Origin of the sequence: Streptomyces sp. SAJ15, assembly GCF_007595705.1 — a bacterium.
Taxonomy (GTDB): domain Bacteria; phylum Actinomycetota; class Actinomycetes; order Streptomycetales; family Streptomycetaceae; genus Streptomyces.
Map to the genome: position 1 here is coordinate 44,013 of NZ_NISY01000013.1, position 16,189 is coordinate 60,201.

The 16,189-nt window shown below is 74.2% G+C and carries 15 protein-coding genes and 1 pseudogene; 9 read left to right on the top strand and 7 right to left on the bottom strand.

The genetic code is table 11. The annotated features are described in order from the left end of the window. Position 1 precedes the first annotated feature (1 nt). A complete protein-coding gene (locus CD790_RS26540; RefSeq protein WP_260867899.1) occupies positions 2-1,420 on the bottom strand; it encodes a glutamine synthetase family protein in 1,419 nt (472 codons plus the stop codon). Positions 1,421-1,892: 472 nt separating this feature from the next. On the opposite strand from CD790_RS26540, the gene ssuE reads away from it, so the two are divergent. The 7 genes from ssuE (at position 1,893) to CD790_RS26575 (ending at position 8,228) form a co-directional block, all read left to right on the top strand. Beyond that, positions 1,893-2,534 carry an NADPH-dependent FMN reductase gene (gene ssuE / locus CD790_RS26545; RefSeq protein WP_144385885.1) on the top strand — a complete coding sequence of 214 codons (642 nt, stop codon included), beginning with the start codon at positions 1,893-1,895 and terminating at the stop codon, positions 2,532-2,534. Positions 2,535-3,075: 541 nt separating this feature from the next. Beyond that, the gene (gene pqqA, locus CD790_RS26550; protein ID WP_144385886.1) at positions 3,076-3,207 is read left to right on the top strand and encodes a pyrroloquinoline quinone precursor peptide PqqA; all 132 of its coding nucleotides are present in this window, start codon (positions 3,076-3,078) and stop codon (positions 3,205-3,207) included. A gap of 7 nt (positions 3,208-3,214) precedes the next feature. Beyond that, on the top strand, positions 3,215-4,120 hold the full coding sequence (gene pqqB / locus CD790_RS26555; RefSeq protein WP_144385887.1) for a pyrroloquinoline quinone biosynthesis protein PqqB: 906 nt from the start codon (positions 3,215-3,217) through the stop codon (positions 4,118-4,120). 127 nt (positions 4,121-4,247) lie between these two features. After that, a complete protein-coding gene (pqqC, locus tag CD790_RS26560; protein WP_144385888.1) occupies positions 4,248-5,054 on the top strand; it encodes a pyrroloquinoline-quinone synthase PqqC in 807 nt (268 codons plus the stop codon). Then, positions 5,051-5,329, top strand: a complete 279-nt coding sequence (pqqD, locus tag CD790_RS26565; protein WP_144385889.1) for a pyrroloquinoline quinone biosynthesis peptide chaperone PqqD — start codon at positions 5,051-5,053, stop codon at positions 5,327-5,329. Before pqqC ends, pqqD begins: the two co-directional genes overlap by 4 nt. Next, positions 5,326-6,423 carry a pyrroloquinoline quinone biosynthesis protein PqqE gene (gene pqqE, locus CD790_RS26570; RefSeq protein WP_144385890.1) on the top strand — a complete coding sequence of 366 codons (1,098 nt, stop codon included), beginning with the start codon at positions 5,326-5,328 and terminating at the stop codon, positions 6,421-6,423. The genes pqqD and pqqE overlap by 4 nt, the downstream gene beginning before the upstream one ends. Positions 6,424-6,746: 323 nt before the next feature. Further along, on the top strand, positions 6,747-8,228 hold the full coding sequence (locus tag CD790_RS26575) for an SDR family NAD(P)-dependent oxidoreductase (protein WP_144386103.1): 1,482 nt from the start codon (positions 6,747-6,749) through the stop codon (positions 8,226-8,228). Between the two features lie 130 nt (positions 8,229-8,358). Here the strand turns inward: CD790_RS26575 and CD790_RS26580 are convergent, their stop codons facing one another. The 3 genes from CD790_RS26580 to CD790_RS26590 all read right to left on the bottom strand — a co-directional run bounded on the left by CD790_RS26580 (position 8,359) and on the right by CD790_RS26590 (position 10,410). After that, positions 8,359-9,174: an SAM-dependent methyltransferase gene (locus tag CD790_RS26580; protein ID WP_144385891.1), complete on the bottom strand. Its 816-nt coding sequence runs from the start codon at positions 9,172-9,174 to the stop codon at positions 8,359-8,361. A gap of 144 nt (positions 9,175-9,318) precedes the next feature. Further along, positions 9,319-9,534 (bottom strand): DUF397 domain-containing protein, encoded by a 216-nt coding sequence (locus CD790_RS26585; RefSeq protein ID WP_144386104.1) that lies wholly within the window; start codon positions 9,532-9,534, stop codon positions 9,319-9,321. A 54-nt stretch (positions 9,535-9,588) separates the two neighbouring features. Next, positions 9,589-10,410, bottom strand: a complete 822-nt coding sequence (locus tag CD790_RS26590; RefSeq protein ID WP_186319268.1) for a helix-turn-helix transcriptional regulator — start codon at positions 10,408-10,410, stop codon at positions 9,589-9,591. Between the two features lie 285 nt (positions 10,411-10,695). Here CD790_RS26590 and CD790_RS26595 point away from each other — a divergent pair, with 285 nt between their 5' ends. Both CD790_RS26595 and CD790_RS26600 read left to right on the top strand, forming a co-directional pair. Then, complete coding sequence (locus tag CD790_RS26595; protein WP_260867900.1) at positions 10,696-11,142, top strand: ATP-binding protein; 447 nt, start codon at positions 10,696-10,698, stop codon at positions 11,140-11,142. 102 nt (positions 11,143-11,244) lie between these two features. Next, positions 11,245-12,198, top strand: a complete 954-nt coding sequence (locus CD790_RS26600) for a TAXI family TRAP transporter solute-binding subunit (protein WP_144385893.1) — start codon at positions 11,245-11,247, stop codon at positions 12,196-12,198. Here CD790_RS26600 and CD790_RS26605 read toward each other — a convergent pair. The 3 genes and pseudogenes from CD790_RS26605 to CD790_RS26615 all read right to left on the bottom strand — a co-directional run bounded on the left by CD790_RS26605 (position 12,177) and on the right by CD790_RS26615 (position 15,763). Beyond that, the gene (locus tag CD790_RS26605; RefSeq protein ID WP_144385894.1) at positions 12,177-13,598 is read right to left on the bottom strand and encodes a HAMP domain-containing sensor histidine kinase; all 1,422 of its coding nucleotides are present in this window, start codon (positions 13,596-13,598) and stop codon (positions 12,177-12,179) included. The two genes, CD790_RS26600 and CD790_RS26605, sit on opposite strands and share 22 nt — an antisense overlap. 113 nt (positions 13,599-13,711) lie before the next feature. Beyond that, a pseudogene (locus tag CD790_RS26610) lies at positions 13,712-14,377 on the bottom strand (response regulator transcription factor); the annotation flags it as partial. A gap of 30 nt (positions 14,378-14,407) precedes the next feature. After that, a complete protein-coding gene (locus CD790_RS26615) occupies positions 14,408-15,763 on the bottom strand; it encodes an MFS transporter (protein WP_260867922.1) in 1,356 nt (451 codons plus the stop codon). Positions 15,764-16,189 lie beyond the last annotated feature (426 nt).

Below are 16,189 nucleotides of genomic sequence, written 5' to 3' on the forward strand. Positions count from 1 at the left end.
GTCAGTACCGCCAGCGGGTCGCGGAGACGATCTCCTCCGGGGTGGCCCCCTCGAGCAGCGCCACCTCCGCCCGGCGCACGGCGGCGACGGACGTGAAGAGCGGCTCCCCCAGCGCCTCGCGCAGCACCGCCGAGCGCTCGAAGCAGTCCAGCGCCTCGGCCAGCGAGGTGGGCAGTCGGGCCTCGGTGCCGGCCTGGGCGGGGTCGCCGGCGACCGGTGCGGGCAGCGAGAGCCCGGCGTCGACCCCGGCCAGCCCCGCCGCGATCACCGCGCCCACCACCAGATACGGGTTGGCCGCCGCGTCGAAGCACTTGACCTCGGCGTTGGCCGCGCCGGGGTCGTCCGGGGCGCCGGTGACGAAGCGCAGCGCCGCCTCCCGGTTCTCCAGCCCCCAGCACTGGAACACCCCGGCCCAGCGCGAGGGTTCCAGCCGGAGGTAACTCGCCGGGCTGGGCGCGCCGATCGCCAGCAGGGCGGGCAGCTCGCGCAGCACACCGGCCAGGAACGCCGCGCAGACCGCGGTCATCCCGTACGGCCCGTCCCCGCCCCGGCACAGGTTGCGCCCCTCCTGCCAGAGACTGAGGTGCAGATGGCCGCCGTTGCCGACCGAGCCCACCTCGACGGCGGGGGCGAACGAGGCGGCCAGCCCGTGCCGGGCCGAGACCGCCCGGATGGTCTCCCGCACCAGCACCGCGAGATCGGCCGCGCCGACCGGATCGGCCGGGGCGACGGAGACCTCGAACTGGCCCGGCGCGTACTCGGGATGGACCTGGAGCACGTCGATCCGCTGGGCGTGCAGGGCGTCCAGCACCCCGGCGAGATAGTCGGACAGCTCGACCACGCGGGCCATGCCGTAGGCGGGGCCGGTGCCGGCGTAGCGGGGCTCCGCCCCGGGCTCCCCGACCGCGCCCCGCCGCGGCCCGGGGACCGACGCCCGCTCGGGCGCCGGCTCGGGGCCGCCCGCGTGGGCCACCACCCACTCGGTCTCGAACCCCATTCGCGGCTCCAGGCCCCGTTCCCGGGCGCGCTCGACCATGCGCCGCGCGAACAGCCGCTGACACACCGGATGCGCTCGGCCCTGCTGGTCGTAGCGGTCCACCGGGGCCCAGGCCCAGCCGGGCTGGGCGGCCAGCACCGTCAGCCGCTCCAGGTCGGGGAAGAGCCGCAGATCACCGTCCGGGCCGCCGACATGGGGGCTGGTGGTCATCGAGTCGTCCACCAGATAGACGTCGAAGACCGGCGACATGCCCACCCCGCGGCTCGCCGCCTGTGGCAGCCGCGTCGTGGGCACGGCCTTCACCCGGACCAGCCCGGCGTTGTCCACCCAGGTGAGGGCGGCGCCGCGGACGCCCTCCGCGGTCAGGTGGTCGGTCTCCTGGCGGGCCCGGGCCCGCGCTTGCTCACGCTCCTCCGCGTCCACGCGACTCCCGTCCGTCGTCCGGTCCTCACACCGAGTGTGACACGGCGGCAGCTCCCGTTCACGGTGCCCGAGGGGCGCTGCGCGGTGGACATCCGATCGTCTCGGATGGTGAGAGCCGCCGTTGACGATCGCGAAATCGGCGTGCTTGCATCGGCGCATGCACCAGCAGTCCCTGACCCGCCGCCGCTGCGTCGACCTCCTGCGCGTCGCGGCTGCCATCTGTCACACCGGTCGCTGACTGCGTTCACCGTAGGGCCCCTCGGCCACGGCGCCTCCCGCGCGTACGCCGCCACTGCCCGAGCGGCCGCTCTTCCGTAGGCCGCGCCCGGCCGCCGAGGCCGTACGCCCCTCCACGCCACGGCGCCTCCACGCCACCGCGCCACCCACGCCACCGCCTCCCCACGCCTCCCGGCGACGGCCCGTCCCCCGCGGCACCCGTCCCCCGCGCCGCCCACCCCGCAAGGAGCACCCCATGGCTCGTGTCCTCGCCCTCTCCGGCAGCCCGTCCCGCTCGTCGCGCACCGCCGCCCTGCTGCGGTCCGTCGAGGCACGGCTGCACGGGGCCGGGCACACCGTGCGCACCGTCGCCGTCCGCGAGCTGCCCGCCGGCCCGCTGTTGGCGGCGGACACCGCCGACCCGGCGATACGGGACGTGGTCGACGCGGTCGCCCGGGCGGACGCGCTCGTGGTCGCGACCCCCGTCTACAAGGCCGCCTACAGCGGGCTGCTCAAGGTGCTGCTCGACCTGCTGCCGCAGCGGGCGCTGACCGGCAAGACGGTGCTGCCGCTGGCCACCGGCGGCAGCACCGCCCATGTCCTGGCGATCGACTACGCGTTGCGCCCGGTGCTGACCGCGCTGGGCACCGACGCCGTGCTGCGCGGCTACTTCGTGCTCGACCGGCTGCTCGCCGTCGGCCCGGACGGCGCCGCGGCACTGGACCCGCAGGCGGCACGCGGCCTCGCCGACGCCGTGGACCGGTTGGCGACGGCGCTGGCCCCGGCCACCGACGTGGACACCTGGCTCCCCACGCTCGACAGCCGCACGCCGCTCGGCTCGCTCGCCGGTCCCCAACGGGCCGGCGCGGTGCGCCGCCGGCCGTACCGCCCGGTGTAGTACGCCCGGGGGGCCGCCGGTCTCCATGCCGGCGAGCGGGATCCGCCACAGCCGCTCGTCACGGCGGTGGGCGGCGGCGCCGGCCGCGGGGGTGTCCTCCTCCAAAAGAGGTGTGGGCTACGGCGGTCTCCCCGGAGGACGTTCGACAGGGCGCTCCCCGCACGTGGAACGCAGCGATCGCCACCCCGTCAAGGACGGGTACAGGCCATGCCGGCGCCGCGGGGGGGCGACGGCCCTCGGCGGGGCTCGCGCGTTCGGCCGCCCTCCGGTGGCCTGCGGTAACGCGCGTGGCTAGCGTGGCGTTGAGCTGTCGGCGCCCGGTCACGGGGCCGGGATCCGTCGGCGACTCGCCCGCCCCACCGCCCCTGTCCGCCCGTCCCGCCCCTCGGGAGCGCCGAACTCGGTCTTCACGGACCCCTTCGGCCCCCGCCATCCTGGCACCACCAGCCGACGACATGACCTTCGCCCGAGCGCGGAACGCGAGCGACGCATGCGCTTCCGCCCGCTCACACCCCCCGACACAGGAAGGCAGGTACGGCTCATGAACGAACCGGAGCAGCACCCCGAGCAGGCCCCGCAGCCGGGCCCCGCGGAGACCGTCTGGCAGACCCCCGACTTCGTGGTCATCGAGACCGCGCTGGAGGTCACCGCCTACTCCCTCACCAAGCGCTGACCCCGCCATGCTGCTGCGCGTGCTCGGCACCGCGGCGGGCGGCGGCCTTCCCCAGTGGAACTGCGCGTGCCCCGGTTGCTCCGGGGCGCGCGCCCATCCGCGCCGGCGCCGCCGCCACGCCTCGCTCGCCGTCCAGGCGGCGGAAGGCCGCTGGTACCTGATCAACGCCACCCCCGACATCGGCGACCAGATCGAGGACTTCCCCGAGCTGCGCCCCGGCCCCGGCCCCCGGCAGACCCCGGTCGCCGGGGTACTCCTCACCGACGCCGAACTCGACCACACGCTGGGGCTCGCCCGGCTGCGCGAGGCGGACTCGATGCGGATCCTGTGCACCGCGCAGGTCCGCACCGCCCTGCTGGACGGGCTGCGGCTCGGCGCGGCGCTGACCCCCTACCTGCGGCTCGACTGGCGGCGGATCGGCGGCCGCGACAGCTCGCTGGCCGTCGACTCCCCGCTCGCGGTCAGCGCGATCCCCGTCTCCGCGAAGCGCCCCCGCTACGCCGCGGACGTCCCCACCGCCCGGGGTGGGGACGACGGCTGGGTGGTGGCCCTGCGCCTGCACGACCACACCACCGGCCGCTCCCTGGTCTACGCCCCCGCCCTCGCCGCCTGGCCGGACGCCTTCCAGGACGCCGCCGCCGAGGCCGACTGCGTCATCGTCGACGGCACCTTCTGGGCCGAGGAGGAGCCCCTGAACCGCGGCTTCTCCACCCGCACCGCCAGCGCCATGGGACATCTGCCCATCGACGGGCCGGACGGCACCGCGCGGCGGCTCGCGCGACTGCCGGGCCGCCGGTTGTACACCCACCTCAACAACACCAATCCCCTCACCGACCCGACCGCGCCCCAGCACAAGCGGCTGGAGTCCCAGGGCATCGAGGTGGCCGCCGACGGGATGGTGATCGAACTGTGAGCGCGCGAGGCCGCCGGGCCGCGGACGCCGCCGGCGCCGCCACCGCGCCGCGCCCGGCGCGCCCGCGGCGCCCGGCGAGTGCGGAGAGGACCGGGGAGACGACCGCGGAGAGGACCTGGGAGACGACATGAGCATCGGCTTCGAGGAGCGGCTCCGCGCCGTCGCGCGGGAGCACTACCACGACCGGCACCCCTTCAACGTACGGATGCACCAGGGCGAGCTCAGCCCCGCCGAGCTGCGCCGCTGGATCCTCAACCGCTTCCACTACCAGCGTCACCTCCCGGTGAAGGACGCGCTGATCACCGCCAAGCTGGAGGCGCCCGCGCTGCGCCGGATGTGGGTGCGCCGGATCCGGGACCACGACGGCACGGTCGAGGGAGAGGGAGGCATCGAGCGCTGGCTGCGGCTCGGCGAGGCCGCGGGCGTGGAGCGGGACCGGCTGCTGTCCGGGGCGGAGGTGGCGCCCGGCGTCCGCCTCGCCGTCGGGGGATATGTCGACTTCTGTCGCCTCGGCAGCCCCCTGGAGGCCGTCGCCGCCTCGCTCACCGAGCTGTCCGCCCCGGACCTCATGCGTACCCGCGTCGACGCCTTCGAACGCCACTACCCCTGGATCGACCGCGCGGGGCTGCGCTACTTCCGCGATCGCGTCGCCCAGGGCCGCCGGGACAGCCGCGAGGCGCTCGACCTGGTGCTGCGCTGGGCCCGCACCCCCGCCCAGCAGGAGCGCGCGCTGGCGGCGCTGACCTTCAAGTGCGAGGTGCTCTGGGCGCTGCTGGACGCGGTGCAGCACACCGGAACCGGGGCCCGGCCCACGGGCGGCGCCCCGGCCTGCGTCGGGGCCCCGGCCGAGGTCGGCGCGCTGGTCGGCGTCGGGGCCCCGGCCGTGGTCGGCGCCGGCTCCGGGGCCGACCGCCCGGGGGAGGGGGAGCCGTGACGGCCCCGCTCACCGACGCCGCGCCATGGCGGCCCGTCCTACCGCCCGCCGTCCTCCTCCGCCACGACCCGGTGCGCGGGGCCGAACTGCTGGTGCTGCCCGAGCGCGTCGTGGTGCTGCACGGCAGCGCCGGCAGCGTGTTGCGCCTGTGCGACGGCGTCCGCGAGGTCGCGGCCATCGTCGCCGAACTGGCCGCCCGCCACCCCGGCGCCCCGGTCGCGGGCGAGGTGCCCGCCTTCCTGGACCGGCTGCGCGCCCAGGGACTGCTGCGATGAGCGCCGGCTGGGACCGACCCTGGGCGATGCTCGCCGAGCTCACCCACGGCTGCCCGCTGCACTGCCCGTACTGCTCCAACCCGCTGGACCTGGTCCGCCGCTCCCGCGAGCTGTCCACCGCGCAGTGGGTGGACGTCATGCGGCAGGCGGGGGCGTTCGGGGTGGTGCACACCCATCTCTCCGGCGGCGAACCACTGCTCCGCCCCGACCTGGTGGAGATCGTCGCCGCCGCGGAGCGCGCCGGGATCTACACCCAGCTGGTCACCAGCGGCACCGGACTCAGCCGGGACCGGCTCGGCCCGCTCTGCGACGCCGGGCTGCGCGCCGTCCAGCTGTCCGTGCAGCACGCCGACCCGGCCGCCTCGGACCGCATCGCCGGGCGCCGCTCCTCCTTCGTGGAGAAGGAGGAGGCGGCCGCCGCCGTGCGGGAGGCCGGTCTGCCGCTGGGCCTCAACGTGGTCCTGCACCGCGGCAACCTGGACGCCGTCGACGCCATCGTCGCGCTGGGCCTGGACTGGGGAGTGGACCGGATCGAGCTCGCCAACACCCAGTTCTACGGATGGGCGCTGCGCAACCGGCCGGCCCTGCTGCCCACCCGCGAGCAGCTCGCGCGAGCCCGGGAGGACGTCGACCGATGCCGGGCGCGGCTGGCCGGCCGGCTCGACCTGGTGTGGGTGGTGCCCGACTACTTCGACGGCGAGCCCAAGCCCTGCATGGGCGGCTGGGGCGCGGTCTCGCTCACCGTCGCCCCCGACGGCCGGGTGCTGCCCTGCCCCGCCGCCGCCACCCTGCCCGGACTGGACCCGCCCAACATCCGCGACCACCCGCTGGACTGGATCTGGGACCACTCCACCGCCTTCAACCTCTACCGGGGCACCGACTGGATGGCCGCGCCGTGCCGCGGCTGCCCCCGCCGTGAGCAGGATCACGGCGGCTGCCGCTGCCAGGCGTACGCCCTCACCGGCGACCCCAACCGCACCGACCCGGCCTGCGCGCTCTCCCCGGACCACGCGCTGCTGCGCAGCCTGATCGATCCGGACCCGACCACGGCGGCCGCCACCCCGCCCGCGTACGCCTACCGCAAGCCCGAATAGGCGCCCCCCTTTTTTCAAGGCTCGGTTCGCCTCCGGGCGCCTTAAGCGACTGCCGACACTCGACCGTGCTCGCCTGCTCGTTCCTCACAGGCTCCGCGCGCTCTCCCTTTCGGCAGCCGCGCGCCCTTCGGCTCACTCGCCGGTCCGTACGGGGCCGGAGTGCGTCCGCAGCCGTGAGGCAGAGGAGTCCGTTGTGCTCAGTCCTGCTGTCGGAGCGCGGGCGTGGCGCTGAGGCGAGGGCCACAAAAGTTGGTGAACCGGCTCGCCCTTACATACGCTTCCCGAGGTTCCTTGAAGACTCGAACATGAAAGCGGCTGTGGCGATGACGGTGACGGAAGGCGGCCCGGCCGAGTGGGCGGACGCCGCCGAGATGGAGGGCGTCGACCCGGAGCGGATGGCGGTCTGTCTCAGTGTGCTGGCCGAACTGGACCAGCTGCCGCTGGACCACCCCGACGCGATAACGGTGCGGCGCGCCACCTCCCGCATCTACCGGATGGTGAAGCAGCGCCGCCGCCAGGAGCGACGCGCCGCCAAGACAGCGCACGACCGGGCGGTCACCGAGGCGACCGCGACCGGCGCCGCGGACCGGATCGACGACGAGACGCTGGGCCGCGCGCTGACCAGCTCGGTCACGACGGAGATCGCCGGCATTCTGGAGCGGCCGCGCTCCTGCTACACCTGCAAGGGCCGGTACGTCGAGGTCGACGCCTTCTACCACCAGCTGTGCCAGCCCTGCGCCAAGGAGAACCGGGCCCGGCGCGACGCCCGCACCGACCTCACCGGGCGGCGGGCGCTGCTGACCGGCGGCCGTGCCAAGATCGGGATGTATATCGCGCTGCGGCTGCTGCGTGACGGCGCGCACACCACCATCACCACCCGCTTCCCCAACGACGCCGTCCGCCGCTTCAAGGCGATGCCGGACAGCGCCGACTGGCTGCACCGGCTCAAGATCGTCGGCATCGACCTGCGTGACCCGGCCCAGGTGGTCGCGCTGGCCGACTCGGTCAGCGCGGCCGGTCCGCTGGACATCCTGATCAACAACGCGGCCCAGACCGTGCGCCGCTCCCCGCAGGCCTACGCCGAGCTGGTCGCCGGCGAGTCGGCGCCGCTGCCCGCCGGGGAGCTGCCCGAGTCGGTGGTCTTCGGCGCCTTCGGCAGCGGCGCGCAGGCCGCGCTGCCCGGCCCGGCCACGCCCCGGGCGGGCGGGCTGACCGCGGACGACGTGGCGGCCCTGGCGCTGACCACCGGTTCCGCCTCGCTCGCCCGGATCGAGGCCGGCACCGCGATCGACGCGGGTGGTCTGGTGCCGGACCTGGCCCCGACCAACACCTGGATCCAGCGGGTGGACGAGGTCGACCCGGTGGAGCTGCTCGAAGTGCAGCTGTGCAATGAGACGGCGCCGTTCATCCTGGTCAGCCGGTTGCGCGCGGCGCTGGCCGGCTCGTCCGCGCGGCGCAAGTACGTGGTGAACGTCTCCGCGATGGAGGGCAAGTTCAGCCGCGGCTACAAGGGCGCGGGCCACCCGCACACCAACATGGCCAAGGCCGCGCTGAACATGCTGACCCGCACCAGCGCGCGCGAGATGTTCGAGTCCGACGGCATCCTGATGACCAGCGTCGACACCGGCTGGATCACCGACGAGCGGCCGCACCCGGACAAGATCCGGCTGGCCGAGGCGGGCTTCCACGCCCCGCTGGACCTGGTCGACGGCGCGGCGCGGGTCTACGACCCGATCGTGCGCGGCGAGGACGGCGAGGACCTCTTCGGCGTCTTCCTCAAGGACTACGCGCCGACGGACTGGTGAGGCCGGTCGGGGCCGGACGACCGGCCCCGGGGAAACACCGCAGCGGCCGGAGCGAGGGCACCTCGCTCCGGCCGCCGTGTCGGTAGCCGTCTTCGGACGTCGTGTCGCCGGATCGGTGGGCGGACGCCGATCAGGGCTTGCGGGCCACGCCCGCCCAGAAGGACACCTCGGCGTCGGTCACGGTGGCCGCGGCCGCCTCGGCGTCGGGCTTCCAGCGGTGCGGCACCTCCACGCCGGGCTCCACCAGCTCCAGGCCGGTGAAGAACTCCTCGACCTCCTTCCTGGAGCGCACCTGGGCCGGGATGCCGCCCTGGCGGTAGATCTCCACGACCTTCTCCCAGGTGGCCGGGTCGAAGTCCGGGGTGCAGTGCGACAGCACCAGGTAGCTGCCGGGAGCCAGCGGCTCCAGCATCCGCTGGACGATCTCGTACGGCTTGAACTCGTCCGGCACGAAGTGCAGCAGCGCGTTCAGGGAGAGCGCTATCGGCTGGCTGAGGTCGAGGGTGTCGCCCAGCTCGGGAGCGGACATGATGCGCCCGGGCTCGCGCACATCGGCCTGGATGTAGGCGGTGCGCCCCTGGGGAGTGGAGCGCAGCAGGGCCTGGGCGTGCGTCAGCACGATCGGGTCGTTGTCGGTGTAGACGATCCGGGCGTCGGGCGCCACCTGCTGCGCGACCTGGTGCAGGTTGGGCTCGGTGGGGATGCCGGTGCCGATGTCGAGGAACTGCCGGATGCCGGCCTCGGCGGCCAGCCAGCGGGTGGCGCGGTGCATGAACGACCGGTTGGTGCGGGCGCAGGTCTTGATGCCCGGGTAGACCTCGAGGACGTGGGCGGCGGCCTGGAGGTCCACCTCGTAGTGGTCCTTGCCACCGAGGTAGTAGTCGTACATCCGGGCCGGATGCGGCCTGCTGGTGTCTATCTGGCCGGGTGCGCCGTGGTCGGACATGCGGCCCTCCGTTCTGTTGTGCGCCGCGTGGTCGCTGGGGGCTGCCGAAGTGGTCGGCTTCGGTGCGTGGTCGGGGTGGTGCGGTGGCGTGCTGCCGTGGGGGTGGTGTCGTGGGGTGCCGCGGGGATCGCCCGCAGCGGGTCGCTAGGTGAGCAGGAAGTCGGCCGCTCCGGCCTTCGCTCCCTCGATGAACGTCTCGATTTCGTGGTAGGCGTAGATCAGCGCGGGGCCGTCGGGGTCGGTCGACTGGCGCAGCGCCACCCGGCCGTCACCGAGCTTCATGACTTCGACGCAACTACCGCCGTTGGGACCGCTCCAGGGCTTCTGCCAGCCTTCCGTGCCGAGCTCCCTGGAGGGCATGCCGTTGTAGATGTGTGCGAGGGGTGCCACATCGTGATCGTTGGGATCCACGGGTCAGAGCTCCTTGCGAATCGCTCCGAGGTAGGCCTCGGTGTGGTGCACCGGAGTTGCTTGAGTGCACATCCGGTCGAGGGCCTCCAGATAGGTGGCCACATCGGCGCGTTGGTCGATGTAACCCGCGCCGGTCAGGCTTTCGCTGTAGACGATGTCCGGCAGTTCGGGGATGGCGAACCGGAACAACTGGAAGGGGCCGAACATGCCCGGGTGGGGACCCGAGGCGAGCGTGATCACCTGGAGCGTGACATTCGGCCGCTCCAGGGAGGCGATCAGATGGTCGATCTGGCGACGCGTCACCTCGGGGCCGCCGACGGGACGGCGCAGCACGGTCTCGTCGATCACGGCCCACAGGTGCGGGGCGCCCTCCTTGGTGAGCAGCGACTGCCGCTCCATGCGCAGCGCGACCCGGCGGTCCAACTCCTGGTCGGTCGCGGTCGGGAAGCCGATGCGGAGCAGCGCGCGGGCGTACTCCTCGGTCTGCAACAGCCCGGGGACGCAGTGCGGTTCGTACGCCCGGATGCGGACGGCCGCCTCCTCAAGGCTCACGTACAGGCTGAACCACTCCGGCAGCACATCGCGGAAGCGGTGCCACCAGCCCGGCCTGTTGGCCTCCTCGGCGAGGGCGAGGAAGGCGTCGATCTCCTCCCGCTCCACCCGGTAGGTCTGCAGCAGCTTCTCGACGTACGGGATCTTCAGGCCGACCTCGGCCTTCTCCATCCGGCGGACCGTCGTCTGGTTGACGTGCAGCGCCTTGGCGGCCTGGTCGTAGGAGACGCCCGCCTTCTCCCGCAGGGCGCGCAGCCGCATGCCGAGGACCATCTGCCCGACGGTCGGGGCAGACCGCGCTTCAGCCACGTCGTTCCTCCTCGGAGGGCCTGGATGCTCGGACGCCTTGGTGAGCCATGATGACGGCATCAGTGTGCCACGATCGCCTTGGATCGAACAGACTGCGCTCGCTACTCTGCATTTTGCAGAACGCCTCTTGCCAACTTGCAGTGCCAGCAACGATAGTGAGGGAGCGGAGTGGTCCAACAAGGCCACGACGTCGAGGACTTGTAGCACCACCTGGTCCCACCCCCACAGGTAGATGGAAGGCGAACGGCCGTGGCACTACCTCAACGCACGACGATGGTCCGCTCCTTGCCCACCGGCGTCGTTGACGGCGACCGCCAGGAAAGATTCCATCTGCCCGCCCAGGGGACGTCCGTGGCCGCCGCGCGGCGACGGGTGCGGGCGCACGTGCCCGCATGGGGCTTCGGCGGCGACGTCTGTGACGCCGCCGAGCTGGTGGTCTCGGAACTCGTCACCAACGCGCTCGTACACACGGGAAGCGAGCGGATCCTGTGTGTCCTGCGCGCCGAAGAGCGGCTGCTGTACGTCGAGGTCGCCGACCAGGGCGGGGGACCGGTCGGACCCACGGCGCGGCACGCCGCCGCGGACGACGAGGGCGGACGCGGGCTGATGCTCGTGTGCGCCCTCGTCGACGCCTGGGGGGACCGCCGGACAGTCGGCGGGGGCCACGTGGTGTGGGCCCGGTTGGCAGCCGGCTGAGCGCCGGAGGGTTCGGGAGCCCGACCGCCGCGCACTCCGCGGCGACCGGCACGGCCGCGGCCACGCCTCGGGCCCGCCGACGCGGGGTTCTACGATGTCCCCGTGTCAGCCCTCCCACGCCGCGGCCTCCTGGCTCTCCCCCTGGGCACGCTCCTGGCGGGCGGCGCGCTCACCGGGTGCACGGAGTCGGGGCCGCACGGAGCGGTCCGCCTCGCGACGGGCCCCCGCGGCGGGCCGTACGCGATCTTCGGTAGCAGACTCGCCGACGAGGTGCGCGGGTCGCACGCACACCTCGGGGTGCGGGTGCTGACCACCGCGGCCAGCGTGGAGAACCTGCGGCTGCTCGGCGACGGGCGCGCCGACCTCGCCCTCAGCCTCGCGGACAGCGCCGCGGACGCCGCCGCCGGACGTGGAGTCTTCCCCCGGCGGCTGCCGGTCGCCGCGCTCGCCCGGCTCTACCTCAACCACCTCCACCTCGTGGTCCCCGCGCGCTCCGCGATCCGCACGCCCGCCCAGCTCGTCGGCCGCACCGTCTCGATCGGCGCCGCCGAGTCCGGCACCTCGGTGACCGCCGAGCGGGTGTTGGAGGCCGCCGGGGTGGACACCGACCGGGTCGTGCGGCTGGGGCTCGGCGCCTCCGTGACGGCACTGCGCTCCGGCGACGTCGCGGCCTTCTTCTGGTCCGGCGGCGCGCCCACCCAGGCCATCACCGACCTCGCCCGGCGCACCCCCGTACGACTGGTGCCCCTCGGCGACCTGGCGCCGGCGCTGCGCCGGGCGCACGGCCCCGTCTACGAGGGTGTCGCCATCCCCGCCGGCGTCTACGACCAGCCCGGCCCCACCCCGACCGTGGCCACCCCCAGCTACCTCGTCTGCCGCTCCGACCTGCCGGACGACGTGGCCCGTGCCGTCACCGGTGTGCTGTTCGCACGCCGGGACCGGCTCCCCGTCCCGGACGCCCCCGGCAGCCGCCTGGACGAGCGCTACGCGATCGGCACCGGCACCGTCCCGCTCCACCCCGGCGCGGCCGGCTACTACCGCTCCGTCCACGGCTGAGGGGCCTGGGAACGTCGGGCCCCGATTGCCGTGGGCCCGTGGGGTCGCAGTTCCACCACCAGGCCGTGGGGGTGGGCGGGGAGCAGGGTGAGGGTGGAGTCGCTGGAGCGGGCCAGCTCGGCCGCGATCGCCAGACCCAGGCCGCTGCCCGGGACATTGCCGTGGCCGGGGGAGCGCCAGAAGCGGCCGAGGGCCGCCGACCGCTGTTCGGCGTCGAGCCCCGGTCCGTCGTCGGCGATCCGCAGCACCCCCTCGCGCAGCGAGACGGTGACCGTCCCGCCGGGCGGAACGAACTTCGCCGCGTTGTCGAGCGCGATGTCGGCGATCCTGGCGGCCGCGGCGGGCAGCGCCGGCGGCGCCGCGGTGGACGGGGCGCCGCCCGGGGAGCGCACCGCCTCCCCGGTCTCCACCGCCACCTCCAGCGTCAGACCGCGCGCCGCGTACACCTCGCGCCAGCTCTCCAGTCGCCGCGGCAGCTCCGTCGCCGGAATCGGCTCCGGGGCGGTGGCGTCGGACTCGACCCGGGCCAGGGTGAGGAGGTCCTCCATCAGTCGGGCGAGGCGGTCGACCTCCGCCAGCGCCTCGGCGAAGTCGGCCTCGCCGGAGGGGCGCAGATGCGGCTCCAGGTTCTCCAGCCGCAGCGAGAGCACCGTCAGCGGGGTGCGCAGCTCGTGCGAGGCGTCCGCGACGAAGGCGCGCTGCCGGTCCAGGGCGGCGGAGACGGCGTCGGCCATCGCGTTGAAGCGGCGCTCCAGCAGCCGCAGCTCGGCGGGGCCGTGGTCGGCGGCTCCGACCCGCGCGTCCATCCGACCCTCGGCGATGGCGCGGGTGGTGGCGTCGAGCTCGGTGACCGGCCGCAGGATCCACCGGGCGAGCCGTCGCGCCGCGAACAGCGCGCAGCCCACCGCGACCACCGAGCCCGCCGCGATCGCCGCCCAGACCAGCGTCACCTCGTGCCGGGCGGTCGCGGTCGCCACCCGCATCACCACCACTCCCGACACCTGGGCGTCCCGCCCGGCCGGCTCCGCGACCACCGCCGCGTCCGGGCCGAAGGGGGTGACCAGCGGCAGGCTTCCGGTGGTGCGGCCCGACAGCGCCCGCCGGGCGGCCGCCTCGTCCCAGGCGCCGCCGCCCGTGACCGGGGCGCCGTCGCGGTCGCGGATCTCCACCGGGGTGCCGTAGAGCTCGGTGTAGCGCCGCACCTCCAGGACGAGGCCCGTCGTGTCCCCGTCCCGGATCGCCTGGTCGGCGAGTTCCGCGAACCGGGTGGCGTCCGCCCGGCGCTCCAGCAGCAGCCGCCCGGTGCGGTGCGAGGAGTACGCGAGCGCGAAGGGCACGGCGAGCGCGGTGACCAGGCAGGCGACCAGCACCGCGTAGACGCTCAGGATGCGCAGCCGCATCCGCCCGCCGTCCCGCTCTCCGGATCCAAGGGCGTGGCCGCCGTGGGGCCGGCCGGTCCCGCCGTCTCCCGCTCCGCTCGCGCCCTCGGTTGCGGCTCCGGAGCCGCGACCGAACCCACGGCCAGTCGGTAGCCGGTGCCGCGCAGCGTCTCGATCAGGCCGGGGCGGCCGGTCTTGGCGCGGATACCGGCGATGTGGACGTCCAGCGAGCGGGAGGCGGACAGCAGCACATCGCCCCACACCGCGTCCAGGATCTCCTCCCGGCCGCGCACCACACCCGGCTCCCGGGCGAGCAGCGCCAGCACCTCGAACTCCCGGCGGGTCAGCTCCACCGGCCGGCCCGCCACCTCCAAGCGCCGGGTGGACAGGTCGATCCGGACCCCGCCCGCGGCCGTCACCACCACCGGACCCGGGGCGGCGAGCGGCCGGGTGCCGCGTCGCACCACCGCCTCCATGCGGGCGATCAGCTCGGCGGTACGGAACGGCTTGACCAGATAGTCGTCGGCGCCGCCGCGCAGCCCGCGGAGCACATCGCGCTCCTCGGTCCGCGCGGTGACGACGATGACCGGCACCGCGGAGACCCGCCGCAGCCGCCGCAGCGCCTCCAGGCCGTCCATGTCGGGCAGCCCCAGGTCGAGCAGGACGAAGTCGGCGCCGTCCTTCAGCCGCAGCGCGTCGTCGGCCCGCCCGGCGCGGACCACCTGGTGGCCGTGGCGGGCGAGCGACGCGGTCAGGGCGGCCGCCAGCCGGTCGTCGTCCTCGACCAGGAGAATGTGCATGGCGGTAAGGGTAAGTGGGTCCGGCCCAGGTCAGACAGGGGTCTTCGGGCTCACCGCGGGGGCCGCCTCCGTCGGCCGGTCCGGGGTCAGGGCGGCGTCCCGGGTCTCCCGCATGGTCGCGTAGACGACCAGCGAGACGGCGGCGCAGCCGGACACGTACCAGTAGAAGCCGGACTCGACGCCCGCGTTCTTGAACCAGAGGGCCACGTACTCCGCCGTGCCGCCGAACAGCGCGTTGGCGAGCGCGTACGGCAGCGCCACGCCCAGCGCCCGGACATGAGTGGGGAACAGCTCGGCCTTCACCACGGCGTTGATCGAGGTGTAGCCGGTGATGATCACCAGCGCGGCCAGCGACAGCAGCAGCGCCCCGCCGAAGGAGCTGGTCTCGGAGAGGGTGCTCATGATGGGCACGGTGCCCAGCATCGAGCCGACACCGAAGCTGATCAGCAGCGGGCGGCGCCCCACCCGGTCGGACAGTGCCCCGGCCAGCGGCTGGAGCAGCATGAACAGGAACAGCGCGCAGAAGCTGACCAGCGAGGCGTCGGACTTGCTCATCCCGGCGGTGTTCGACAGGTACTTGGTCAGATAGGTGGTGTAGGTGTAGTACGCGACCGTGCCGCCCATCGTCAGCGCCATCACCAGCGCGAACTCCCTGCGGTGGCGGAGCAGTTGGCGGATGGTGCCGCGCTCGTGGCCCTCGGCGCCCCGGCCCTCCTCGGTGCCCTCGGCCGCCTCGTACGCCTCCGTCTCCAGCAGGTTGCGCCGCAGCCAGAAGACGACGGCCGCGCCGACGGTGCCGACGAGGAACGGGATGCGCCAGCCCCAGGAGTGCAGCGCGTCGTCCGACATGGTGTGCTGGAGCAGGATCTGCAGCCCGAGGCCGCACAGCTGGCCCAGGGTCATGGAGACGTACTGGAAGCTGGCGACGAAGCCGCGCCGGCCCGGGTTGGACGCCTCGGTCAGATAGGTGGCGCTGGCGGCGTACTCACCCCCGACGGAGAGGCCCTGGAGCAGCCGGGCCACCAGGAGCACGGCCGCGCCGGCGTAGCCGACCTGGTCGTACGTCGGTGCGACGGCGATCAGCAGGGCGCTCGCCGACATCAGGGTGACGGTGAGGGTGAGCGCCGCCTTGCGGCCGCGCCGGTCGGCGTAGCGGCCCAGCAGCCAGCCGCCGACCGGGCGCATGAAGAAGCCGACGGCGAAGATGCCGGCGGTGTTGAGCAGCTGGGCGGTGGCGTCCCCCTTGGGGAAGAAGGCGCCGGCGAAGTAGGTCGCGAAGCTGGCGTAGACGAACCAGTCGAACCACTCGACGAGATTGCCGACCGAGCCGCCGATCACGGCCCTCCAGGGCGTGCGGCTGCTCGGCGCGGCGGGGGGTGGGGACACGGTCACGGGGGGCCTCCTTCGACGTGCGGGACGCGGCCCGGCCTCCGCGCGCGAGGCGCGGAAGCGGTGCCGCAGCCCGCAGCCTCCGGTTTCGGCCGGCTCGCGTACAGCCTCCGGAGCGAGAGCTAACATCCGGTTAACACAGGCGGCCGGTTCCTCTCGGCAGGAGACCCACAGGGCCTCGCTCCAGGAGACCGACAGAGCCTCGGAACCGCAGCGGCCGGGCCGCGGGTGGCTCGGCAGGGCGGGTCTCAGGCGGTGCGAACGCGCCCCGAGGAGCGTTCCCCGGGTGACGGCGCCGCGCTGATTCACTTGGCGATGAATTCCCGTCGTCACAGGTCACAAGGCACATATTCGTCGTCAAGGCACCCGTGTGCGGTTGTCGATCGGCGGGTCCGGCCGCAAAGCCTCAGCACAAGTTGCACA

Excerpts from the sequence above, each read along its gene's own strand:
- CD790_RS26585 (WP_144386104.1), bottom strand. The coding sequence starts at position 9,534 with ATGCCCTCCAGGGAGCTCGGCACGGAAGGCTGGCAGAAGCCCTGGAGC.
- CD790_RS26575 (WP_144386103.1), top strand. The coding sequence starts at position 6,747 with ATGACGGTGACGGAAGGCGGCCCGGCCGAGTGGGCGGACGCCGCCGAG.
- CD790_RS26605 (WP_144385894.1), bottom strand. The coding sequence starts at position 13,598 with ATGCGGCTGCGCATCCTGAGCGTCTACGCGGTGCTGGTCGCCTGCCTG.
- CD790_RS26580 (WP_144385891.1), bottom strand. The coding sequence starts at position 9,174 with ATGTCCGACCACGGCGCACCCGGCCAGATAGACACCAGCAGGCCGCAT.
- CD790_RS26590 (WP_186319268.1), bottom strand. The coding sequence starts at position 10,410 with ATGGTCCTCGGCATGCGGCTGCGCGCCCTGCGGGAGAAGGCGGGCGTC.
- pqqA (WP_144385886.1), top strand. The coding sequence starts at position 3,076 with ATGAACGAACCGGAGCAGCACCCCGAGCAGGCCCCGCAGCCGGGCCCC.
- pqqE (WP_144385890.1), top strand. The coding sequence starts at position 5,326 with ATGAGCGCCGGCTGGGACCGACCCTGGGCGATGCTCGCCGAGCTCACC.
- pqqB (WP_144385887.1), top strand. The coding sequence starts at position 3,215 with ATGCTGCTGCGCGTGCTCGGCACCGCGGCGGGCGGCGGCCTTCCCCAG.
- ssuE (WP_144385885.1), top strand. The coding sequence starts at position 1,893 with ATGGCTCGTGTCCTCGCCCTCTCCGGCAGCCCGTCCCGCTCGTCGCGC.
- pqqC (WP_144385888.1), top strand. The coding sequence starts at position 4,248 with ATGAGCATCGGCTTCGAGGAGCGGCTCCGCGCCGTCGCGCGGGAGCAC.